Raw genomic sequence first — 22,168 nt, 5'->3', positions numbered from 1 at the left:
CTGTTGCGCTTTCTTCTTCGGAAGCGGGTGCGACTGGAGTGATGCCTGAGTGGCCGAAAGGGGCACCCTGCTAAGGTGTTAACTGCGTATTAGCGGTTCGAGGGTTCGAATCCCTCTCACTCCGCACACTAGGGATTCACGGGTTTTCGTGAATCCCTTTTTTTCATGCCGAAAACGGGGATTGCCGGCTTTTCGCCCAATTTGCATCATGAACTGGGCATATCCGGCCACGGTGTTTGCCAACTGGGCATATCTGGTCATTTGGAGCTCGTTTTAGGGCGCTGGATGACCGGATCTGCCCAGTTTGAACAATAATCGTCCTGATCTGCCCAGTCTGTGTCCAGCCCGTGTCCAGTCCGTGCCCGCTGCGCCGCGAACTGGGCAGATCGGGCCATCTGGAGGCTGAAGATCTGCGCGATGTGCGGTGATCGTACTGCGAGGCGCGCATGAGGCATCCGATTCGCTCATTTTGCGAAGCGCGGCGGGCAGATTGAGCGAATTCGATGTCCTGCGGGCCGGATCGGGGTTCTACCGCATTGGATCTGCTCATTCTGCGACTTGAGGCCAACAGAGTGAGCAGATCCAATGCGGGAACTGGACTGGGGTCGAGATGGCAACTGAGCTGGGAACCGGACGGATGGGGATCGGGGGGACTCTGGGTGATCCGAGAGGTGATCCGAAGGGCAAGGCATCCGATATGCCCATTTTGCGTCGTGAATTGAACCGCTCGGAGAGGTGGGAATGAGGCTTGCGCAGCGGATGCCGAATCCCAGCTGATGTACGGCGTGTTTTCGGCGAAATAAAGGGGACAAGAGGTACGCCGTTGTCCACCTGTCTCCGCATCACATTGTATGGGGATGGGGGCGGGCCCTGTCAACGGGAGCGCTAACAGTGCTGGAATTCGGCGGTTTGAGCGTGTCGGTTTCGCGGGCCGGTTTTGAAGAGCCGCTCGCGCGTCCTGTTGCGGTGGGAATATCCTTCCCATAGAGAGAATGCAGGAATGAGCGGGGGGAGGCACGCGCGCATGCGGTCGTACGATGATGCGAATGGAGTTCCGGGGAACGGCGAAGAACCGACAGGAAAACCAATAGGAGATCCGATGAAGAACGGGGATCCTATGCGCGCCGGAGACACGTCCGCCGGCAAGTCGCCAAGGCGTGTGGCGAGCAACCGGTCTGGCAGCCGAGCAAACGGCCGGATGGACGATCACGATCAGGCCGACGATCGCTCCCGTATCCTCGCGCCCTCCTCCCGACGCCCCCGTACCCATGCCCGCGCCCATACTCATACCCGCGCCCGATCCGCGCAACTTGCCGGTCTCCATTCCATCATCGTCGCCGCCATCGCCGCGCTGATGGCCGTCGTGCTGGTCGTCGCGATCGGCATGGCATGGCATTGGACGCGGCCGCAGGGCGGGGCGGGAACCACGATCGACCTGGCGACCGCGGACGCATCGTCGGCTCCCGGCGATCTGACCCGAGGCGGCGATGCCGTCCCGGAGCCGGTCGACGCCCACCACGGCAATTCCCCGGACTGCCCGGACCTTGACTGCATCGCGCTGATGGTCAACGGCGACATGCTGTTCCACGAGCGCATGTGGCGGTACTTCGCCGGCGCGAACACATCGGCCACGGACGGCACTGCCTTCGACTTCACGGAGCTGTTCGCGCCCATGTCTCGCTATCTCAAGGCGTCGGACATCTCCGTATGCAACTTCGAGACCCCGGTGTCCAAGCCCGGCGGCCCATACGCCGACTACCCGTCGTTCAACATTCCGCCGGAGGTGGCCACGGGCGTGGCGAAGGTGGGCTACACGGCCTGCACGCACGCCACCAACCATTCCTGGGACCAAGGCGCCGCCGGCATCCAGCGGCTCAACGACACGCTCACCAAGGTGGGCCTCAAGCACACCGGGTCGTACACCAACGAGGCCGACTCCATGAAGCCCATGGTCCTCGACTCGCCCACCGGCGGCGGCAAGCTGGCCGTGATCGCCGGAACCGTCTCGCTCAACGGCAACAAGCCCAGCCAGGACTGGATGATCGACCGCTTGCGCGGCAAGGAGGACCCGCGTCACCAGCAGGACATCGACCGGGCTGTGGCCAAGGCGAAGACGGCCCGCGAGGAGGGTGCCGATCTGGTGGCCGTGGCCATGCATTCGGTGGTCGAATACATCGACTACGCCGACGACTGGCAGGTCTCCGAGGCCCATGCGCTCGCGGACACCGGCGCGTTCGACCTGATCTTCGGCACCGGCAGCCACTCTGCGCAGCCGATCGAGAACTACAAGGGCACGTGGATCATCTACGGACTGGGCAACGCGGTTACCGTCACGGCCTCCGACCCCAGCCGGGCCGTGAACAACCAGGGCGTGACGGCCCGCATCCAGTTCGCCGGACGCAAGGGGCAGACGGGTTCGTGGCGCGTGAACCGGATCGACTGGCTGCCCACCGCCAACATGCGGCAAGGCCTGTACCGCTGGTGCCCCATCGCCGCCGACCGCCCGGACGGCGCCTGCTGGTCCGACGACGAGGACGCCCGCGTGCGCGAGCGGATCAGGGATGTGATCTATGCCAAGGGCGCCGATCCGAACGTGGTGCGCGAATGGGAGATCACGAAGGAGCCGGCCGCGTAGTCGCGGGCGATCCGCGAAGACCGGACAGCGCCGCGTACTAGGCTGGACGCCATGAGTTTCATCGATCTGCCCGCCGACCGTCCCGACCTGCCCCAAGTGACGTTGCCGAGCTGCGTGCCGGCGCTTGTGCCCGCCTACCGCGAACGCCTCGCCGCCCTGCACGACGTGGCCCGCGTGCGCATGTACGACGATTCGATCACCGATGGCCGCGAGTTCCTGCGTCGCATCGAGGGCGCGGATCTGGCCGTGATCGCCGGCTTCCACATCGCCGACGACGTGCTGCGCGAACTGTCCGGGCATGTGCGCTGTCTGGTGTTCAGCGGCACCGGCATCGCAAGCTTCGTCAACGTGCCCCTTGCGCACAGTCTGGGCGTGACCATGTGCAATGCCGAGCGCTATGGCGACGCTTCGGTGGCCGAGCATGCGATCGCCCTGCTGTTCGAGATCGCGCGCGGCGTGGGGCATCAGAACGCGAGCCTGCACGCCGGACGGTGGTTCGACGAGGGCGGCATGCTGCAGCTGCAGGGGCTGACGATCGGACTGGTTGGCTTCGGCGGCGTGGGGCGGGCCGTCGCGCGCATCGCCGATGGGATCGGCATGCGGGTGAAGGTGTGGTGCCGTCATCCCGATCGAGAGCCGCTGGCCGAATTCCATGCTGAGCCGGCGGCGTCGCTGGACGATCTGTTCGCCGGCTGCGATGTGGTGAGCCTGCATCTGGCCCTTAACGAGGCCACGCGCGGCATGATCGGCGCGCATGAGCTGGACATGCTGCGTCCCGGTTCGATCCTCATCAACACGGCCCGGGCGGAGATCATCGCCCCCGGCGCGCTTGTGGAACGTCTGCGCCGCGGGGACATCCATGCCGGCGTGGACGTGTACGATCATGAGCCGCTCGCCCCGGACGATCCGATCCTCGCCCTGCCCAACGTGGTCACGACCCCGCATACCGCGTGGAAGACCGTTCGCGCGCTGGACAACGTGGCCGTGCAGAATGCGGACACGATCCGCGCGTTCCTGGCCGGCTCGCCCGAGCACGTGGTGGACTGAGGGGAGCCCGCGCATGGCCGCACAGACATTCACGCTGCTTGACGCAGCCGATTCGCCGGCGCACGACGCGCTGGTGGAGAAGAAATCCGAATTCATCGGCGACGCCTGCCACATCGACTCGCTGGACGAGGCGATGGCCTTTGTGGCCTCGATTCGCGAGCGGCATCCCAAGGCCCGCCATGTGGCCTACGCGGCGATCTGCGGCGGGGCCGACGGGCGCCAGTCCGAGCGCATGAGCGATGACGGGGAGCCCTCCGGAACCGCCGGCAAGCCGATTCTGGACGTGCTGCGCCAGGGCGGGCTCACGGACACGGCGATCGCGGTCACCCGGTACTTCGGCGGCATCCTGCTGGGCTCCGGCGGGCTGATCCGCGCCTACTCCTCGGCCGCGTCCCTGGCGGTGAAGGCCGGCAAACTGGCCCGGATCGAGGCGTGCCGGCGCTATATGGTCACCGTGTCCTACCCCCAGCTGGGTTCGCTTCAGCAGATTCTGGCGGCCGTTGACGGGCGACAGTCGGAGGAGTCATACACGGACATGGTGAGCATGATCGCCGAGATCCCGGCGGGCAACGCCGACCGGTTCGAGGCGCGGGTCATCGAGGCGTTCAACGCGGCGGTGACGCCGGAGCCGCTGGACATGGTCAACCGGCCTGTGGCGATCGGGTAGCGCCGCTGCGCTACATTGGGACGCATGACCGATTCCGAGAACAAGCCGGCCGAGGACGCGAAACCCGACGAGGACGCGAAGCCGGCGGGCAGCGCGAAGCCCGCGGCGCCGCATGAGGACGATACGCTGCCCGACGATTTCGAGCCGCTGACCGTCACCTACGAGCGGCTGCGCCATTCCTCCGATCCCGCCGAGCTGAGCTCGTTCGCGCGCACCCCGTTGCCGGACCGTGCCGATCAGGCGGCGTTCTCGCGTGCCACCGCACTGCTGGAGGCGGTGGCCGGCAACGAGCACACGCCGGTGGAGGACCGCATCTTTCTGGGTGAGACCATGCCGTTCCCGAACATCCTGGTCAAGCTGTCCAGCGATCCGGTGGCCGATGTGCGCAGGGCGGTGGCCGGCAACAAGGCGGACAAGAACTGGCTGGTGGGCCGGCTCACCAAGGATCCGGTCCCCGAAGTGCGCGATGCGGCCCTGCTCAACCCCCGCACGTCGTGGAAGATGCGGCTCGAGGGGGCGCAGAATCCGGATGTGGACGCCGAAACCCTTGATTTTCTAGGCAAGCTTGGCACTGAGCTCGAGCCGGATGCTCCGGGCGTGCTGGCCTCCATGGTCCGCAGGGCCGTGGCCGGCAACCCCAACACCACCCCGGAGACGCGCGCGCGGCTGGCCCAGGACCCCAGTGGCGAGGTGGCCCGGCAGGCCAGACGGTGGATCGAGTCACACGGCTGACGCCGAGCGGCGGCCGTTTCACGTTGCGCGCGGACGCTGCACGCAGACGCTCGCGGACGGATTTGCCCTGTTTTGCCGTCGCTACGGAATGCAAACGTTTGCATCTTTCCTGCCGAACCGGGCCTGTCGGCCTAGGGTGGGTTTAAACTGGCGGTATGAGTCAGTATCGTGAATCCCGCGAGCGCCTTGAGCGCCCGCTCATCCGTCTCGCCAAGGCTGTCGGGGTGGCCACGTCCTACATGGGCATGAGCAATGACTACCACGAAATCGCCGATGACGTTCTGGTGTCCGTGCTTGCCGCACTGGGCATCGATGCTTCGAGCGACGAGGCCATCGCCGCATCCCTCAAGACGCTGCTGGACGACAAGCACCGTCGTTTGGTCGCGCCCACCGTCCTGCATGTGGAGGGCTCCGATTCCAAAGTCCTCGTGAATGTGGGCGTGTTCGACATTCCCGAGGCCTCCATCACGCTGGAGGACGGCACCCCGTATCAGGGGAAGGTGATGCCCGATTCCGGCGACGGCTCCACGGCCTACTGGATGAACGACGCCTTCGTCACCACCGCCTCCGTGGTGATCCCCGCCGATTTGCCGATCGGCTACCACACCCTGCACGTCAAGGTGGCCGGCCGCACGCAGGACGCCACGCTGATCAGCGTGCCCAAGCGCATCGAGCTGATCGACGCGATGAAGGAGCACCGCCTGTGGGGCTGGATGGCGCAGATCTACTCCATCCGCTCCCGCGAGTCGTGGGGCGTGGGCGATTTCGCGGATCTGGGAACCATGCTGTCGGATGCCAAGACCAAGACCGGCGCCGACTTCATGCTCATCAACCCGGTGCACGCCGCCGAGCCGGTCACGCCGCTCACGCCGTCGCCGTACCTGCCGATCTCGCGCACCTTCCTGAACTTCACGTACATCCGCCCCGAGGCGATCGCCGAGTACGGTCTGCTGGGCGAGGAGTCCCGCGCGCGCGTCAAGCAGCTGCACGATTCCGTGCGCTCGCTGAACACCAACACCGACCACATCGACCGAGACGCCATGTGGGCCGCGAAGATGCAGGCCCTGTGGATCATCTTCAAGGCAGGCCGCACCCCCGAGCGCCAGGCCGCCTTCGACGAGTACAAGCGTTCCCGCGGCGAGGGCCTGGAGGCCTACGCCACCTGGTGCCTTGCCTACGACAAGTGGGGCGCCCCGTCCGCCTCCCCATCCTCCTGGTTCGTGACCACCAACAAGGACTCCGCCGAAGTCAAGGCCCTGCGCGACCGCTACCCGGACACGCTGGACTTCTACCGCTGGATGGAGTGGATCGCCACCGAGCAGCTGGCCGATGCCCAGGGTGCCGCCCGCAAGGCCGGCATGGAGCTGGGCGTGATGGCGGACATGGCCGTGGGCGTGCATCCGCTGGGCGCGGATGTGTGGTGGAACCCGGATCGCTATGCGAATGGAGCCACCGTGGGCGCCCCGCCGGACATGTTCAACCAGCAGGGCCAGGATTGGAGCCAGCCGCCGCTGAACCCCATCTCCCTAGAGAAGACCGGCTACCTGGCCTACCGCGAGATGGTGCACGCCATGTTCGCGCAGGCCGGCGCGCTGCGCATCGACCACATCCTGGGCCTGTTCCGCCTGTGGTGGATCCCCGCCGGCAAGGGTGCCAAGAACGGTACCTACGTGGCGTACGATTCGGCCATCATGCTGGGCATCCTCGCGCTTGAGGCTGCCCGCGCCCACGGTGTGGTGGTGGGCGAGGATCTGGGCGTCGTCCCGGAGCAGGTGGCCTCGTCGCTCGCCTCGCACGGCGTGCTGGGCTGCGCCGTGGAGTGGTTCGAGCAGATGAACGGCGTGTTCCGCGATCCCCGCCGCTGGCGCGAAATGGCCCTGGCCTCCGTGGATGTGCACGACATGCCGCCATGCGCCGGGTACCTGCAGTACGAGCACGTCAAGGTGCGTGCCGCGCTGGGCCTGCTCGAGGGCAGCGTGGACGATTTCCAGAAGTCTGCCGAGGCCGAGCAGCGCGCCATGCTGCGCATGCTGCTCAACGGCGGCTGGATCTCCGCCGACTGCGTGAACGATGTTCCCGGACATCTGCAGCAGATCATCGAGGGCATGTACCGGGCCATGACCGCATCCCCCTGCAAGCTGCTTGCGGCCGCCATCGTGGACGGTGTGGGCGAGACCCGCACCCAGAACCAGCCGGGCACCAACAACGAGTACCCGAACTGGCGCGTCCCGCTGGCCGACGGCGACGGCAACCCGATCATGGTCGAGGGCCTCTTCGACCAGCCGCGCATGCAGTCGCTCGCCCGCGTGCTCAACGCGTGAGGCGCGATCCGCTCGCTTGATTGATGTCTGACTGACTCAACGGGCTTCCCATGCCGGGGAGCCCGTTTTTCATTGGCGTGTCGCATCGGCGTGTCGCGTTCGGCCCGGCGAACGCCAAATGTCAAGGGTTGCGATACAATAGTCGATTGTTGTGTTTCCCTAAGGGGTCCTTCAAAGCGCTTTCCCACTCGCCATCGAGGACTTTCAGGGAGCCCACGGATAATGAGGCCGAAGCCTCTCGGGCCGCGCGTCCTAACCAAACGCACGCCGAGCAGCGGAAGCCCGGAACACAATAGTAAGAAAAGGTATTACAGTGAAGACTTTCACTCCGAAGCCGGCTGATCTGACCCACGACTGGTACGTCATCGACGCCACCGACGTGGTGCTCGGCCGTCTGGCCACCCAGGTCGCCACGCTGCTGCGCGGCAAGAACAAGCCGTCCTACGCCCCGCACGCCGATTCCGGCAACCATGTCATCGTTCTCAACGCGGACAAGATCGCGCTGACCGGTAACAAGATGGGCAAGGAGCTCTACCAGCACTCCGGTCGTCCCGGCGGTCTGCGCCGCGACACCTACGCCTGGCTGCTTGCGAACAAGCCCGAGCGCATCATCCGCAGCGCCGTCAAGGGCATGCTGCCCAAGAACCGTCTGGCTGCCGTCCAGATCAAGCGCCTCCACATCTTCGTGGACGGCGAGCATCCGTACGGTGCCCAGAAGCCCCAGGTCTTCGAGATCGCTCAGGTCTCGCAGCAGGCCAAGTGAGAACCGAAGGGAGATAAGACATCATGGCTGAAAACACCAACGATTCCGCGGTTCTCGAGACCGAAGAGGAGCTCACCAACTACTCCACCGAGACCAACGCCGGCGCTGGCACCGGCACCTCCGCGATCGCCCCGGGCTACGGCACCGGCCGTCGCAAGGAGGCTGTCGCCCGCGTCCGCCTGATCCCGGGCTCCGGCAAGTGGACCATCAACGGCCGCACGCTGGAGGAGTACTTCCCGTCCCGCCTGCACCAGCGCGAGGTCAACTCCCCGATCGTGCTCCTCAAGCTTGAGGGCAAGTTCGACGTTGTCGTCCTCGTCGACGGTGGCGGCGTGACCGGCCAGGCCGGCGCCATCCGCCTCGGCGTGGCCCGCGCTCTAAACCAGATCGATCGCGACGCCAACCGTGCCACCCTGAAGAAGGCCGGCATGCTGACCCGCGACGCCCGCGTCGTCGAGCGCAAGAAGGCCGGTCTGCATAAGGCCCGTCGCGCTCCGCAGTTCTCGAAGCGTTAAGTTTCGGCTGCTTCGCGAGCCATATGGGGAAGGCCCCTTCGGAATTTCGCTTCCGAAGGGGCCTTCCCTTTTTTCGTTTCGCGCCGCCGCAAGCCTGAGGAACGGTTACTGGATCTGGCACATGACGTTGATGGTCAGCGCTGGCACGGTCCACACGCCCGGATCGTCGTTCGCCGAGGCCTCGGACATGTTCTGGGCATCCTCGGCGGCATCCGGGGCCGCGGACGTCGCCGCATCGTTGCGCTCGGTCACATCCTTGTCCACGTCGCCGGCCCCGCCGATGTGCTGCATGCCCCCGTCGCGCACGTCCATCGCGGAGGTGAGCGCGGAGATCGCATCGTCGGTGGCGTTGCCGCCCGGCCGGTGCCGGGCCGCTATAAGCACGTGCGGATCTTCGGTTCCGGACGTGGCGTTGCCCCGTGCCGGGATGGTGTTCACACGGTGGCCGCCTGTCCGCTCCGCATCGGCCGGTGCATCCAGCTTCGCCTGTGCGGCCAGCTGGGACTGCACCTGCCTGACCAGATCGGTGATCCCATCGCGGTCGTCCACGATCGTCGTCCAGTTGAGGTCCTGATCGTTGGGCTTGTCCGTGCGCTTCACGCGGCCGCCCTGTGCGGGCTCCACGCCGATCGCCAGGCCGGAGCTCCACTCGCACGCCCAACCGTAATCGGACGGCAGACGGAACCGCATGTCCTCGCCCGAGCCGTTGATCACGATCAGGATGTCTCGGATGTCGTCGTACTTCTTGGAACGCAGTCGCATGACGAAGCTGCGGCGGCTGCCGTCGAACCAATCCTGATCCGTCGGCGTGGTGCCGTCCGGCAGATACCACTGCACGCGGCTGGACGGGCGGAACAGGCCGATCTGCGTCAATCGGGTGAAGAATTCCTCCTGATGGTACAGATCAAGCGACTTGCGCAGGGCGATCAGGCGCGAGATGCGCTCCAGACGGCGCATCTGCTGGGTTTTGCGGGTCTGGTACAGCCAATCCCAATTCAGCCACGTGATCTCGTTGTCCTGCGCGTACGGGTTGTTGTTGCCATACTGCGTGTTGCCGAATTCGTCGCCGGCCATGATCATGGGCGTGCCCAGGGAGAGCAGCAGCGTGCCGAGCAGGTTCATGGCCGCGCGTTCGCGACGGCGCTCGATCAGCGGGCTGTTGCTGGGGCCCTCCACACCGAAGTTGTTGGAATGGTTGTTGTCCGTGCCGTCGCGGTTGTCCTCGCCGTTGGCCTCGTTGTGCTTGCGCTCGTAGCGGGTGAGATCGGTGAGCGTGAAGCCGTCGTGGCTCACGACGTAGTTGACCGAGGAGGCGCAGCCGCGGCCGGGTTCGGTGGCGAACAGGTCGGCCGATCCGCACAGTCGGGTGGCCATCTCCTGCATGCCCACGGACGGTGAGGCGCCGAGTTTGGTGTCCGCGAGCCAGAATCGGCGGGCGGAGTCGCGGAAGCGGTCGTTCCACTCGCTGAACGGCATGCCGAATTCGCCGGTGCGCCAGCCGGCCGGACCCAGATCCCACGGTTCCATGATGAGCTTGAGGTTGCCGAGCAGCAGGTCCGAGCGCAGGGCGTACAGGAACGGGTGGTGCTTGGTGAAGTTGCCGTCAAGGCGCCCCAGCGTGGCCGCGAGGTCGAAGCGGAAGCCGTCGATGCCGATCCTCTTGGCCCAGTACCGCAGCGAATCCACGGCGAAGGTGACCACATGCGTGTTGGTGAAGTCGAAGGTGTTGCCGCAGCCCGTGGTGTCGATGAGCCGGCCGGGGTTGTCCTTCTCGCGGCGGTAGTAGGCGATCGCGTCCAGGCCCCTCCAGCAGACCGTGGGGCCCTCCACGCCGCCTTCGCAGGTGTGGTTGTAGACCACGTCCATGATCACCTCGAACCCCGCCTCGTGCAGGGCGCGGACCATGTTGATGACCTCCTCGCGCACGGCTCCGGCGCCCTTGGCCTGCGCCGACTTGGTGGCGTACGAGGGTTCCGGGCTGAAGTAGCTCAGCGTGGAGTAGCCCCAGTAGTTGTGGCGGCCGCGCTCCTGCAGGAACAGCTCGTCCTGCTTGGCCTGGATGGGCAGCAGTTCGATCGACGTGACGCCCAAGCCCTGCAGGTAGGCGAGGGTGATCGGATGAGCCAGCCCGGCGTAGGTGCCGCGCAGCTCCTCAGGCAGCCAGGGCGCGTTGGCGGTGAAGCCCTTGACGTGCAGCTCGTAGAGCACGGTCTTGCTCCACGGCACATGGGGATGCGACGGATCGGCGTCGTGCTTGGTCTCGTCGCGGTCGTCGATGGCCACGGAGACGGGCATCTTGCCCAGTGCGTCCACGGTGCTCATCGGGCCGAACGCCGACCCCTGCACCTTGCCGTCGGGCGTGATCTCGCACTGGTAGGAGAAGGCGGCCGGATCGAGCTCCATGCGGCCGTCGATGCCCTTGCCGTACGGGTCGAGCAGCAGCTTGTACGGGTTGAACCGCACGCCCTTGTCCGGGTCCCACGCGCCGTCCACGCGGTAGGCATAGCGCATGCCGTCCCATGCCTTGGGCAGATGGACGTACCACAGGCCGTAGTTGGGGCCTTCCATGCGGAACATGGTCTCGCGCACGTACATCGACTCGATGATGCGCGTGCACGCCGGGTGGCTGTACATGTCCCTGATGAGCGGGACGGGGGAGCCTTCGAAGACGCGGATGGCGTCGTTGAAAAAAGCGGTGGGCTGATCGACGGGCTCATAGACGCACAGCCATACCTGCGAGGCGGTCTCCGAGCGCACCACTGCGTCCGCGCCCCCATCCTCGGTGAAGTACAGGCCCGGCCTCGTTGCGTAACGGTGCGGTATCGCGTACCGCTGGGGTATTGCGTTCTTCATACTCCCATTGTAGTTGCCGGGGATTTCGGCAATGGGGTCCCAAGATGAACGCTTGGGGTGTTATGCGGCGGCGTCGCGCGGCGTTCGTTCTCCCGGTGCCCGCGCCCCGGCCAAACTGGGCAGATCCGGCCGTTCGTTTTGCAAACTGGGCAGATCCGGCCGTCTGGAGGCCGATTCGGGGGTCCAGATGACCGGATCTGCCCAGTTCTTTTGGGAAGGGGCCCGATTTGCCCAGTTTGCGCGAGAGAAAGTTGGGCCGCTCGGAGTTGGGCCGCTCAGTGTTGGGGTACTCGGCGACACGCCATATAAAGCACTTAGATAAAACTGATTTGCAAAACAGAATAATAAAGCGTATATTCATAACTACGGCGGGAACGGACCCGCAAACACCCGCAAAGCGAACAGCTTTCAACGTAGAAAGGAATCCATCATGAAGGCACTCGTGCTCACCGGCGTCAAGGAATTCGAGATCCAGAACCTTCCCACACCGTCCATCAAGCCTGACGAAGTCCTGATCAACACCGCGTACGCCGGCGTGTGTGGTACTGATCATGACCTGTATGCGGGCCGCCCCGGATCGGCCGCCGCCGTGCCGCCGATCGTCCTGGGGCACGAGAATTCCGGCGTCGTCGCCGCAGTGGGCGATCAGGTCACCAATGTCAGGCCCGGCGATCGTGTGGCCGTCGATCCGAACATCTATTGCGGCCAGTGCGACTACTGCCTGACCCAGCGTCCGGAATTGTGCGATCATCTCTCCGCCGTGGGCGTGACCCGCAATGGTGGATTGGCCGAGCAGTTCACCGCCCCCGCCTCCGTGGTCTACAAACTGCCGGACAACGTCTCCCTGAAGGATGCCGCCGCGATCGAGCCCATCTCCTGCGCGGTGCATGGCGTTGACCTGCTCCAGCTGCGTCCCTATCAGAAGGCGCTGGTGATCGGCGACGGCTTCATGGGCCAGCTGTTCGTGCAGATCGTGCAGGCGTACGGCGTGCATCAGGTGGATCTCGCCGGCATCTTCGATGAGAAGCTCCAGCGCAACAAGGACCTCTTCGGCGTGGCGAACACCTACAACACCACCCGTGAGGAAATCCCGGCGGACTCCTATGACGTGATCATCGAGGCGGTCGGTCTGCCCACCACCCAGGCCCAAGCCGTCAAGGCCGCACGCAAGGGCGCGCAGGTGCTTATGTTCGGCGTCGGGCCGCAGGAAGCCCACTTCGAGATGAACACCTACGACATCTACAAGAAGCAGATGACCATCCAGGGGTCCTTCATCAACCCGCTCACCTTCAAGGACGCCATCAGCCTGCTCGAGTCCGGCAAGATGAACGTTGACCCGCTGATCAGCCACGAGCTTGGACTCGATGAGGTCCAGGATTTCCTCGATGGCAAGATCAAGGGCGTCTCCAAGGCCGTTGTCAGGATCGGCTGACGATCGGGCCGATCGAATCGCATGTGGCTGCCGCCGGACATGGCAGTGAATCCGACTTGGCAACCGTCCCGTGGCCGTCGCCGTTTCCCGCGGCGGCCGCATCCCTTCCTCTTCCCCTCACAATTCCCAAGGAGTCAATGATGACTGAAGAACACACGGGTGCCACGCGGCCGGCGCGCACGGCCACCATGGGCGTGACCGTCGGGCTGTTCGCGCTGTCCCTGCCCATCAACGCGCTCGGCAACGTGCTGACCGCCGTCACCAGCAACCGGGTTGCCGGACCGGGTGCCAAGGCCTCCTATCTGGGGGCCGCGTTCTGGACCGCCGGCGAGTACAACATGGCGGATGTGTTCCCATCCTGGATGAACGTCGGAAGCATATTCAACGTCCAATTCTGGTCGTTCTTCATGGTTGGGCTCGCGGTGATCGCGCTCAACCAGATTCTGGTCGGGCACGTCAACTGGAGGCGCATCTTCGGCAACATCATGTTCCTGGTGCCCTTCTCGTTGCTGGTGGGCGTATTCACCGATCTGCTGCTCGGCAGATTCACCCCGGGGTGGGGCGGCCTGCCATACGCCGGGTCGAACATCGCCCTTCACGTCGCCTATGTGCTGCTCAATTGCGTGGGCGTCGCGTTGATCGCCATCGCGATCTCCCTGTACCAGAGGGCCAACATCGCGTTGCATCCCGCGGACGATCTCATGCAGATCCTGCGCTTCAAGTACTGCAAAGGCAACGCGGCCGTGGCGATGTGGCTGTCGTACGTGCCGCCGGCGCTGGTGGCGATCGTCGCCGTCATCATTCTGTCGGCGCGCAACGGCGGACTGACCGTCAATTATTTCGGCGTCGGCACGTTGTACGCCTTCCTGTGCCAAGGTGGCATCACCGGCTGGGCCGACCGGCACATCATCCCATCATTCACCCATCAGGCGCTCGACGTCGGCGCGATCGCAGGATAGCGAACCGCGGACCCGACGCCGGCAATCATCATCAAAGGAGACATCATGACCACACCCATGACCGCGTTCACCACCGATTTTCAGCATTCCGGCATGCCGGCCAGGGATCTGGATGAAACGATCGAGTTCTACACCAAGACCCTTGGCTTCGAGTTGGCCGGCCTGTTCCACAATGGGGAGAACCGCTGCGCCTTCCTGCGTTACGGCCATCTGACCATCGAGACATGGGAGGGCGACCCCGCGCCCATGGTCACCGGCGCGATCAACCACTGGGCGCTCAACACCCCGGACATCGAGGCCGCGTGGGCCAATGCGCACGAGCTGGGCCTTAAGGTCAAGGAGGATGAGATCCAGTCGATCCCCACATTCTGGGACAACGGCATCCGCTACTTCAACATCTACGGTCCGAACGGGGAGACCTTGGAGTTCTGCCAGATCGTGTGAGCCCGATCGTGTGACGCAGGGCTTTCCCGCCCCGCTCTCTCCGGAGCTCACGCTCCCCGGATCTCGTTCAGATACGACTGGACGAACCTCAGCGCTGCGCCGATGACGTTTTGGTTGTCGGCGCAGCGGCTTTTGCGCAATGTGAAGTCTCCGCCGCCGAATGCGCTGCGCTCCCGCACGCGGCGTTTGATGTCGGCGATCTCCTCATCGTCCAGATAGTGCGCCGCCTCGCCGCCCACGATGATGTCCCCGGCGATCACCGAACGCACGTTGACGATGGTCTGCGCCACGTAGTCGAGCCACTGGTTCATGCGCTTGCGGTGGTTGGTTTCGCCCTGCTCGAGCACGCTGAAGAAGCCCGGTATGCTCTCGTAATCCTCGGTCAGGGTTTCCGGCGAGCAGTAGGCGTCCATGCATCCCTTTCGCCCGCAGTAGCACGGCCGGCCATCCGGCACGAGCGTCATGTGCTCGATCGTGCCATTGCACTGGTTGGGGCCCTGATGCAGTTTGCCGTCGATGATCACCGCGCCGCCGGGCCTTCGCTCCAGGTACACGCATACGGCGTCGGTGAGCGAGGGGTCTGCCCACAGTTCGGCCATGGCGGAGGCGTCGGAGTCGTGGATCATGATGCATGGATAGCGCACGGACTGGCTGATTTCATCCAGCGTGAGGCCGGTGTTGTCCATGATCGCGCCGAAGGTGATGGTCTGTCCGTCCGCCGAAACAATGCCCTGGATGGAAAATGCCACGCCGAGCACCGGGCCGGCGGTCTTCTCCACGGCCGCGGCGAAGTCGTTGATGATCGCGCCAACGCGCTGGTAGTGGGCCGCATCGTTGCGGTATGGAAGGGTGCGGCGCAGCTCGGCGATGGTGGCGCCGAACAGGTCGATGGCGCATATGATCACCTCATTCGCCTTCATGGACACGCCTATGGCGACGCGGTGTCTGGGGTTGAAGGCGTACGCCTGCGCCTTGCGGCCGCCTGTGGAATCCATCAGATCGCCGCGTGCGATGATGCCGGCCTGCTCAAGATCGCGCAGGTTCTGGGTGATGGTGGGCAGGCTCAGTCCCAGATCGCGTTCGATCATCTGCTTGGTGGCCTGGCGGTGATCGTACAGGTATCCTGTCATGGCGTTGCGGTTGTGCTCCCTGACCGCCGTTGACGGCATGGCCTTCATCGGTACCTCCCTTGGTGTGCGTGTGCCGGGTGCGTCTGGTGCGTTTGGAGCGCCTGATGTGTATGACGCGTCAAGTCGGCGCTCCCATAAATGGCAGAAGCATTTTACAAAAGTGGTTATGACAACCGGCACTTCGGCGGTGAGTGGTCGGTGATGGCTCGGAAAGCATTGCAATCATAGGGTTTTGGCGTACTTATATAAAAACGATTTCTATAATTGTAACAGTTGTGTAAACTTATGAAAAGAGACCTTATGAAAGGTGGGTGTTCAAGCCTGTTTCAGACTTGTGCAAAGTTACAAAAAAGTAAACAAAAGCCGTCGTTTTGGGCGATTTTTCCTATGAAATCACCAATAAACTCACAGATGCTAACAAAAACAGATCAGAAAAGAACGCGAAACGCCGTCGATTTTGTGCGAATGCATGGTTTGTGACGGTCATGTACATTGTGAGGTAGGTCACATCCCATGTGACGGCGTCGCCATGAGGCGAATGCAGCACAACAGAAAAGCAATGCAACAACACACGGACTTTGCCCAACAAAACCCGTCATCCATAGGAGGATATCGTGGCAGAAGCGAAGCAGAACACCGAGGCCGTCGAGCCCACCAAGCCGACCCCGGAGGAGAGGCAGGCGGCCGCAGAGGCTGAGGTCGACGCGCTGGTCCAGAAGGCGCTCAAGGCGCTGGTCGAGTTCGAGAAGCTGGATCAGAAGCAGGTCGACCACATCGTCGCCAAGGCGTCGGTCGCGGCTCTGAACAAGCACCTTGTTCTGGCCAAGATGGCCGTCGAGGAGACCGGCCGCGGTCTGGTGGAGGACAAGGCCACCAAGAACATCTTCGCGTGCGAGCACGTCACGCACTACATGGCCGGCCAGAAGACGGTTGGCATCATCCGTGAGGACGACATCAACGGCATCGACGAGGTGGCCGAGCCCGTGGGCGTGGTCGCCGGCGTGACCCCGGTCACCAACCCGACCTCCACCGCCATCTTCAAGTCCCTGATCGCGCTGAAGACCCGCTGCCCGATCGTGTTCGGCTTCCACCCGGGCGCGCAGAACTCCTCCGTGGCCGCCGCGAAGATCGTGCGCGACGCGGCGATCGAGGCGGGCGCCCCGGCCGACTGCATCCAGTGGATCGAGCATCCCTCGATCGAGGCGACCGGCGCGCTGATGAAGCACCCGGGCGTGGCCACGATCCTGGCGACCGGCGGCCCGGGCATGGTCAAGGCCGCGTACTCCTCCGGCAAGCCCGCCCTGGGTGTGGGCGCAGGCAACGCCCCGGCCTACGTGGACGCCGACGTGGACATCGTGCGCGCCGCGAACGACCTGATCCTGTCCAAGCACTTCGACTACGGCATGATCTGCGCCACCGAGCAGGCCATCATCGCCCACAAGGACGTCTACGCGCCGCTGGTGGCGGAGCTCAAGCGCCGCAGGGCCTACTTCGTGAATGCGGACGAGAAGGCCAAGCTCGAGCAGTACATGTTCGGCTGCACCGCCTTCTCCGGCGGCACCCCGAAGCTCAACTCCGTGGTGCCGGGCAAGTCCCCGCAGTACATCGCCCGCGCCGCCGGCTTCGAGATCCCCGAGGACGCGACCATCCTGGCCGCCGAGTGCTCCGAGGTCTCGGACAACGAGCCGCTGACCCACGAGAAGCTCGCCCCGGTGCAGGCCGTCCTCAAGGCCGACTCCAAGGAGCAGGCCTTCGAGATGTGCGAGAAGATGCTCAAGCTGGGCGCCGGCCACACCGCCGCCATCCACACCAATAACCAGGACCTGGTGCGCGAGTACGGCCTGAGGATGCACGCGTGCCGCATCATCTGGAACCAGCCGAGCTCCCTGGGCGGCATCGGCGACATCTACAACGCGATCGCCCCGTCGCTGACCCTGGGCTGCGGCTCCTACGGCGGCAACTCGGTGTCCGGCAACGTCCAGGCCGTGAACCTGATCAACATCAAGCGCATCGCTCGGAGGAACAACAACATGCAGTGGTTCAAGATCCCGGCCAAGACCTACTTCGAGCCGAACGCGATCAAGTACCTGCGCGACATGTACGGCATCGAGAAGGCCGTGATCGTGTGCGACAAGGTCATGGAGCAGCTCGGCGTCATCGACAAGGTCATCGACCAGCTGCGCGCCCGCGCGAACAACGTCACGTTCCGCATCATCGACTACGTGGAGCCCGAGCCCAGCGTGGAGACCGTCGAGCGCGGCGCCGAGATGATGCGCGAGGAGTTCGAGCCGGACACCATCATCGCGGTGGGCGGCGGCTCGCCGATGGACGCGGCCAAGATCATGTGGCTGCTCTACGAGCACCCGGAGATCCACTTCTCCGACGTGCGCGAGAAGTTCTTCGACATCCGCAAGCGCGCCTTTAAGATCCCGCCGCTGGGTTCCAAGGCCAAGCTGGTGTGCGTGCCCACCTCATCCGGCACGGGCTCCGAGGTCACGCCGTTCGCGGTGATCACGGACCACAAGACCGGCTACAAGTACCCGATCACCGACTACGCGCTGACCCCGTCGGTCGCGATCGTGGACCCGGTGCTGGCCCGCACCCAGCCGCGCAAGCTCGCCTCCGACGCCGGCTTCGACGCCCTGACCCACTCCATGGAGGCGTACGTGTCGGTGTACGCGAACGACTTCACGGACGGCATGGCCCTGCACGCGGCCAAGCTGATCTGGGACAACCTGGCTGAGTCCGTCAACGGCGAGCCGGGTCTGGAGAAGACGACCGCGCAGGAGAAGATGCACAACGCCGCCACCATGGCCGGCATGGCGTTCGGCTCCGCGTTCCTGGGCATGTGCCACGGCATGGCGCACACCATCGGCGCGCTGTGCCACATCGCGCACGGCCGCACGAACTCCATCCTGCTGCCGTACGTGATCCGCTACAACGGCGAGATCCCGGAGGAGCCCACGAGCTGGCCGAAGTACAGCAAGTACGTGGCCGCCGAGCGCTACCAGGACATCGCGCGCAACCTCGGCATCGACCCGGGCAAGACCCCGGCCGAGGGCGTGGAGAATCTGGCGAGGGCCGTCGAGGACTACCGCGACAACAAGCTGGGCATGAACAAGTCCTTCCAGGACGCCGGCGTTGACGAGGACTACTTCTGGAGCGTGCTGGACCAGATCGGCATGCGCGCCTACGAGGACCAGTGCACCCCGGCCAACCCGCGCATCCCGATGATCAACGACATGAAGGACATTGCGATCGGCGCCTACTACGGTGTCTCCCGCGAGGAGGGCCACCGCATCCGCGTGGAGCGCGAGGGCGAAGCCGCCACCGAGGAGGCGTCGCAGCGCTGACTGACGGCATAGCGTGACGGCGGGGCTGGCGCTCGTTTGGTGCAGTGGCATCGAACGAGCGCCAGCCCCGCCGCTGTTATGTTTTGGTGATGGCTCTTCGGGCGATTCGACCTCGGTCCTGCCAAGGCTATGGCTCGCCTTCGGCCCTGCAATTAGGGTCCGGCCTTGCGGCCGGTCTCAGTGTTGTCCTCGCCGCCGTGGTGGCGGCTCGGCTGAGCCTACTCGGAGCCCACCGGGCTCCGAGCTTAACGGCTCAGCCTTCCGCATTCGTGATGGCCTCGCCGATGTTGTCGTGTGTGAAGTCGTGGTTGCGGTACTCGGGGTTGTCCACGGGCAGATGCTGGACCAGGGTGTCGAACACCTGAGTGAGGATTTCGCCGCGTTCCAGCACGGCATCCAGCACATGGCCGCCGATCGAATGGTCGTCCGCGAGGAAGTGTTCATGGAATCCGGCCACGGCGGCCCCATGGAACATGATCGGGGAGAAGTAGCCCAGCATCGTGCCGCGCACATCCTGACCAAGGAAGATCGCCTGACGGCCGGCCACCTCCTCGAGCGTGGGGTATGGGGCCTGCTGTTTGATGACGGCGCGGGTCTTCATGAAGCTGAAGGTGCCTCGCACGATCACCGCGAAGAATGTGTTCGCCCGTCCGTTCGCCTCGACGATGCGCCGGTTGAGCTCCTCGAGGCCGATGTCCGCGCGCTCGCACTGATACTGGAACGCCGCGCGGTGCATGGTGGCGAACGGCATCGCGAAATCGTCCGGCACGGCCTCCACGCGACCGCCCTGGCCCACGCGCCACGGCTTGCCGTCGAGCACGATGATCTCGCCGTCCAATCCCTCCCCGGTGCCGATGCCGGTATCCCCGTGCGTGAGCAGTTCGCCCATCGTGGTGGTGCCCTCAAGCAGTCCGGGCACGAGCAGCGCCAGCGTGCCATGCTGGTACAGCACATTCGCGCGGTGCTCGGTGATCGGTTCGATGTTCTTCGCGATTGATGCGCTCATGCCTCTCACCTTAAGCCACGCGGCCGATCCCCGCCAGACTCCGATTGCCCTGCGGGCGGTAGGATGGGTTCCATGGCATCACATCAGCGCATCGCGCAGGACGTCACCGCGGTGGTCACCGCCTGCGGTCAGGGGACCGGGCTCGTCGAATCGGTTGAATCGGTGCTGGGGCAGAGCGTCAGGCCGGTGCGGATCATCGTGGTGGATGACGGATCGGCCGATCGTGCAGACGTTGATGCCGCATTGCATGCTCCGAAAACGCCGGAAAGCCATGCCGGTGACGATGCGGATTGCGTGACCATCGTGCGACTGGACCACGTGCGACTGGACCATAACAGCGGCGTTTCCGCGGCGCGCAATGCCGGCATCGCCCTCGCGAATACACCTTATATATGTGTGCTGGATGGCGGCGATCGGCTGCTGCCTCATTTTGTGGAGCGCACGCTGCCGGTACTGCATGACGATACGAATGTGGTCGCGGCCTCCGGCTTGCTCAAATGCTTCGGCGTGCTCAATGGCGTGGTGCGGCCAGTCGGAGGGACCTTGGCCGATTTCCTGCCTCGCGATTGCTGCCCGTCCGCATGCCTGCTGCGTCGCGGCCTGTGGGAGCGCCGGGGCGGATACGACGAGTCGATGCGCGAAGGATTCGAGGACTGGGAGTTCCACATCGGTCTGCTGGAGGCCGGCGGTCCCGATGCGCGGATCGAGGTGGTGGACGAGCTGCTGGTGAACCTTCGCACGCTGCCTGGGCAGTCGGGGACGACGTACATGGAGCGGCGCAGCCGGGCGCTGGGACGGATCATCAGCCGGCATCGCGAGTCCTACGCCGCGCATGTCGAGTCGACCGCGCTGGCATTGGACGCGCTGGCCGGCGATCGGCTGCGCATGTGGGAGGATGCCGTGCAGGTCCATCCCGAACTGCTGCAGCATTCCATGCACACCCGGTCGTTCATGGGTCATCCCACATTCGGCGACGGCGGTGTGGAGGCCGCCGTGCGCATCAATCGCGCCCGCTGCTCGGCGCCCTTCTATCCGGCAGAGTGATACGCGCGGCGGATCGGCTGCATCCGGGCTGGAGTGGACGCGACAAGTCCGCGACACGCCCGGATTCTGCTAGGGGATGGGTTTGTGCTTTAATAGTCAAGTTGCCTGTTTTGGGCTCGCAAATTGGAATTCAAAAAGCGAGCGTGAGGCGGCCTACGCGCAAAGCGGACGGTCGGGTTCACGCACTGATGTGGTAAGACCGCCGGGTTCGCCCGCGTGCGTCGAACTGCCGGTGCCCGAAAGCAGGTTGGTAATAGTAACGAATCGCTAGAAAGGGCGGACGGCAATGGCGGGACAGAAAATCCGCATCAGGCTTAAGTCCTATGACCACGAGGTCATCGACCAATCGGCGAAGAAGATCGTCGAAACGGTGACGAACGCGGGCGCAACTGTTGTTGGCCCCGTTCCGCTGCCGACCGAGAAGAACGTTTTCTGTGTTATCCGTTCTCCTCACAAGTACAAGGATTCTCGCGAGCACTTTGAGATGCGCACGCACAAGCGCCTCATCGACATCGTGGACCCCACTCCGAAGGCTGTGGACTCCCTGATGCACATTGATCTGCCCGCAGACGTCAACATCGAGATCAAGCTGTAAGGGAGGAGGGAACCATTATGACTTCGCAGCGTGGTAGCCACAAGGCTATGCTCGGCAAGAAGCTCGGCATGTCTCAGGTTTGGGACGAGAATGGCTTCTTCGTCCCCGTCACCCTGGTGGAGGTTTCCACCAACGTGGTGACCGCCGTCAAGTCCGAGGAGACCGACGGCTACAAGGCCGTCCAGATCGGCTACGGCCAGATTGATCCGCGCAAGGTGACCAAGCCGCTCGCTGGCCACTTTGCCAAGGCCGGCGTCACCCCGCGTCGCCACCTCGTCGAGGTGCGCACCGAGGACGCCGAGACCTACGAGCCCGGTCAGGAGATCACCGCCGAGGTGTTCCCGGAGGGTTCCGAGGTCGACGTGACCGGCACCACGAAGGGCAAGGGCTTCGCCGGCACCATCAAGCGTTGGGGCTTCAAGTCCTACCGTCGTTCCCACGGTTCTCACAAGAACGAGCGTCGCCCCGGTTCCGTCGGCGCATGCGCCACCCCGGGTCGTATCCTCAAGGGCAAGCGCATGGCTGGCCGCATGGGTCACGTCACCGCCACCGTGCAGAACCTGACCGTCGTCTCCACCGACGTGGAGAACGGCGTGCTCGCGCTCAAGGGCGCCGTCCCCGGCCCCAAGGGCAGCATCGTCCTCGTCCGCACCGCAGTGAAGGGAGCCTGAT

17 protein-coding genes and 1 tRNA gene are annotated in these 22,168 nt (G+C 64.6%); 15 read left to right on the top strand and 3 right to left on the bottom strand.

The window, feature by feature from the left end; all coding sequences use genetic code 11:
- Window positions 1-35 precede the first annotated feature (35 nt).
- The 8 genes from EMO90_RS04200 (at window position 36) to rpsI (ending at window position 8,680) form a co-directional block, all read left to right on the top strand.
- A tRNA-Ser gene (locus EMO90_RS04200) sits at window positions 36-124 on the top strand.
- Window positions 125-1,354: 1,230 nt separating this feature from the next.
- Entirely contained in the window at window positions 1,355-2,635 is a 1,281-nt protein-coding gene (locus tag EMO90_RS04195) for a CapA family protein (protein ID WP_150353452.1), read from the top strand.
- Between the two features lie 51 nt (window positions 2,636-2,686).
- On the top strand, window positions 2,687-3,682 hold the full coding sequence (locus tag EMO90_RS04190; protein WP_150353380.1) for an NAD(P)-dependent oxidoreductase: 996 nt from the start codon (window positions 2,687-2,689) through the stop codon (window positions 3,680-3,682).
- A 13-nt stretch (window positions 3,683-3,695) separates the two neighbouring features.
- The gene (locus EMO90_RS04185; RefSeq protein ID WP_150353379.1) at window positions 3,696-4,349 is read left to right on the top strand and encodes an IMPACT family protein; all 654 of its coding nucleotides are present in this window, start codon (window positions 3,696-3,698) and stop codon (window positions 4,347-4,349) included.
- A gap of 24 nt (window positions 4,350-4,373) precedes the next feature.
- A complete protein-coding gene (locus tag EMO90_RS04180) occupies window positions 4,374-5,081 on the top strand; it encodes an AbrB family transcriptional regulator (protein ID WP_150353378.1) in 708 nt (235 codons plus the stop codon).
- A 155-nt stretch (window positions 5,082-5,236) separates the two neighbouring features.
- Window positions 5,237-7,402, top strand: coding sequence for a 4-alpha-glucanotransferase (gene malQ / locus EMO90_RS04175; RefSeq protein ID WP_150353377.1), 2,166 nt, complete (start codon window positions 5,237-5,239; stop codon window positions 7,400-7,402).
- Window positions 7,403-7,715: 313 nt separating this feature from the next.
- Window positions 7,716-8,165, top strand: a complete 450-nt coding sequence (gene rplM / locus EMO90_RS04170; RefSeq protein ID WP_150353376.1) for a 50S ribosomal protein L13 — start codon at window positions 7,716-7,718, stop codon at window positions 8,163-8,165.
- Between the two features lie 23 nt (window positions 8,166-8,188).
- Entirely contained in the window at window positions 8,189-8,680 is a 492-nt protein-coding gene (rpsI, locus tag EMO90_RS04165; RefSeq protein ID WP_150353375.1) for a 30S ribosomal protein S9, read from the top strand.
- A gap of 105 nt (window positions 8,681-8,785) precedes the next feature.
- On the opposite strand, the gene glgX is transcribed toward rpsI, so the two are convergent.
- Complete coding sequence (gene glgX / locus EMO90_RS04160) at window positions 8,786-11,533, bottom strand: glycogen debranching protein GlgX (RefSeq protein ID WP_150353374.1); 2,748 nt, start codon at window positions 11,531-11,533, stop codon at window positions 8,786-8,788.
- A gap of 430 nt (window positions 11,534-11,963) precedes the next feature.
- On the opposite strand from glgX, the gene EMO90_RS04155 reads away from it, so the two are divergent.
- The 3 genes from EMO90_RS04155 (at window position 11,964) to EMO90_RS04145 (ending at window position 14,368) form a co-directional block, all read left to right on the top strand.
- Complete coding sequence (locus tag EMO90_RS04155) at window positions 11,964-12,965, top strand: zinc-dependent alcohol dehydrogenase family protein (protein WP_150353373.1); 1,002 nt, start codon at window positions 11,964-11,966, stop codon at window positions 12,963-12,965.
- A 137-nt stretch (window positions 12,966-13,102) separates the two neighbouring features.
- Window positions 13,103-13,924: a fructose permease gene (locus EMO90_RS04150; protein WP_150353372.1), complete on the top strand. Its 822-nt coding sequence runs from the start codon at window positions 13,103-13,105 to the stop codon at window positions 13,922-13,924.
- Window positions 13,925-13,969: 45 nt separating this feature from the next.
- Window positions 13,970-14,368 (top strand): VOC family protein, encoded by a 399-nt coding sequence (locus tag EMO90_RS04145; RefSeq protein WP_150353371.1) that lies wholly within the window; start codon window positions 13,970-13,972, stop codon window positions 14,366-14,368.
- A gap of 47 nt (window positions 14,369-14,415) precedes the next feature.
- On the opposite strand, the gene EMO90_RS04140 is transcribed toward EMO90_RS04145, so the two are convergent.
- Complete coding sequence (locus EMO90_RS04140; protein WP_190971934.1) at window positions 14,416-15,546, bottom strand: ROK family transcriptional regulator; 1,131 nt, start codon at window positions 15,544-15,546, stop codon at window positions 14,416-14,418.
- A 566-nt stretch (window positions 15,547-16,112) separates the two neighbouring features.
- On the opposite strand from EMO90_RS04140, the gene adhE reads away from it, so the two are divergent.
- Window positions 16,113-18,851 carry a bifunctional acetaldehyde-CoA/alcohol dehydrogenase gene (gene adhE, locus EMO90_RS04135; RefSeq protein WP_150353370.1) on the top strand — a complete coding sequence of 913 codons (2,739 nt, stop codon included), beginning with the start codon at window positions 16,113-16,115 and terminating at the stop codon, window positions 18,849-18,851.
- A 253-nt stretch (window positions 18,852-19,104) separates the two neighbouring features.
- On the opposite strand, the gene budA is transcribed toward adhE, so the two are convergent.
- Complete coding sequence (gene budA, locus EMO90_RS04130; RefSeq protein ID WP_190971933.1) at window positions 19,105-19,857, bottom strand: acetolactate decarboxylase; 753 nt, start codon at window positions 19,855-19,857, stop codon at window positions 19,105-19,107.
- Between the two features lie 72 nt (window positions 19,858-19,929).
- Between budA and EMO90_RS04125 the strand changes: the two genes are divergently transcribed.
- The 3 genes from EMO90_RS04125 to rplC all read left to right on the top strand — a co-directional run bounded on the left by EMO90_RS04125 (window position 19,930) and on the right by rplC (window position 22,167).
- Complete coding sequence (locus tag EMO90_RS04125) at window positions 19,930-20,901, top strand: glycosyltransferase family A protein (RefSeq protein WP_190971932.1); 972 nt, start codon at window positions 19,930-19,932, stop codon at window positions 20,899-20,901.
- A gap of 286 nt (window positions 20,902-21,187) precedes the next feature.
- On the top strand, window positions 21,188-21,496 hold the full coding sequence (gene rpsJ, locus EMO90_RS04120; protein ID WP_003827292.1) for a 30S ribosomal protein S10: 309 nt from the start codon (window positions 21,188-21,190) through the stop codon (window positions 21,494-21,496).
- Window positions 21,497-21,513: 17 nt separating this feature from the next.
- On the top strand, window positions 21,514-22,167 hold the full coding sequence (gene rplC / locus EMO90_RS04115; RefSeq protein WP_150353367.1) for a 50S ribosomal protein L3: 654 nt from the start codon (window positions 21,514-21,516) through the stop codon (window positions 22,165-22,167).
- Window position 22,168: the final 1 nt, after the last annotated feature.

This window comes from Bifidobacterium vespertilionis, from assembly GCF_008698145.1.
In the GTDB taxonomy this organism is placed as follows: domain Bacteria; phylum Actinomycetota; class Actinomycetes; order Actinomycetales; family Bifidobacteriaceae; genus Bifidobacterium; species Bifidobacterium vespertilionis.
The sequence above is the reverse complement of the archived record's forward strand: the minus strand, read 5'-3'. Positions and strand labels throughout refer to the sequence as shown.

Bases quoted from the DNA above. Each gene is read 5' to 3' on its own strand.
- EMO90_RS04195 (WP_150353452.1), top strand. From the start codon at position 1,355: ATGGCCGTCGTGCTGGTCGTCGCGATCGGCATGGCATGGCATTGGACG.
- EMO90_RS04190 (WP_150353380.1), top strand. From the start codon at position 2,687: ATGAGTTTCATCGATCTGCCCGCCGACCGTCCCGACCTGCCCCAAGTG.
- EMO90_RS04185 (WP_150353379.1), top strand. From the start codon at position 3,696: ATGGCCGCACAGACATTCACGCTGCTTGACGCAGCCGATTCGCCGGCG.
- EMO90_RS04180 (WP_150353378.1), top strand. From the start codon at position 4,374: ATGACCGATTCCGAGAACAAGCCGGCCGAGGACGCGAAACCCGACGAG.
- malQ (WP_150353377.1), top strand. From the start codon at position 5,237: ATGAGTCAGTATCGTGAATCCCGCGAGCGCCTTGAGCGCCCGCTCATC.
- rpsI (WP_150353375.1), top strand. From the start codon at position 8,189: ATGGCTGAAAACACCAACGATTCCGCGGTTCTCGAGACCGAAGAGGAG.
- glgX (WP_150353374.1), bottom strand. From the start codon at position 11,533: ATGAAGAACGCAATACCCCAGCGGTACGCGATACCGCACCGTTACGCA.
- EMO90_RS04155 (WP_150353373.1), top strand. From the start codon at position 11,964: ATGAAGGCACTCGTGCTCACCGGCGTCAAGGAATTCGAGATCCAGAAC.
- EMO90_RS04150 (WP_150353372.1), top strand. From the start codon at position 13,103: ATGATGACTGAAGAACACACGGGTGCCACGCGGCCGGCGCGCACGGCC.
- EMO90_RS04145 (WP_150353371.1), top strand. From the start codon at position 13,970: ATGACCACACCCATGACCGCGTTCACCACCGATTTTCAGCATTCCGGC.
- EMO90_RS04140 (WP_190971934.1), bottom strand. From the start codon at position 15,546: ATGAAGGCCATGCCGTCAACGGCGGTCAGGGAGCACAACCGCAACGCC.
- budA (WP_190971933.1), bottom strand. From the start codon at position 19,857: ATGAGCGCATCAATCGCGAAGAACATCGAACCGATCACCGAGCACCGC.
- EMO90_RS04125 (WP_190971932.1), top strand. From the start codon at position 19,930: ATGGCATCACATCAGCGCATCGCGCAGGACGTCACCGCGGTGGTCACC.
- rpsJ (WP_003827292.1), top strand. From the start codon at position 21,188: ATGGCGGGACAGAAAATCCGCATCAGGCTTAAGTCCTATGACCACGAG.
- rplC (WP_150353367.1), top strand. From the start codon at position 21,514: ATGACTTCGCAGCGTGGTAGCCACAAGGCTATGCTCGGCAAGAAGCTC.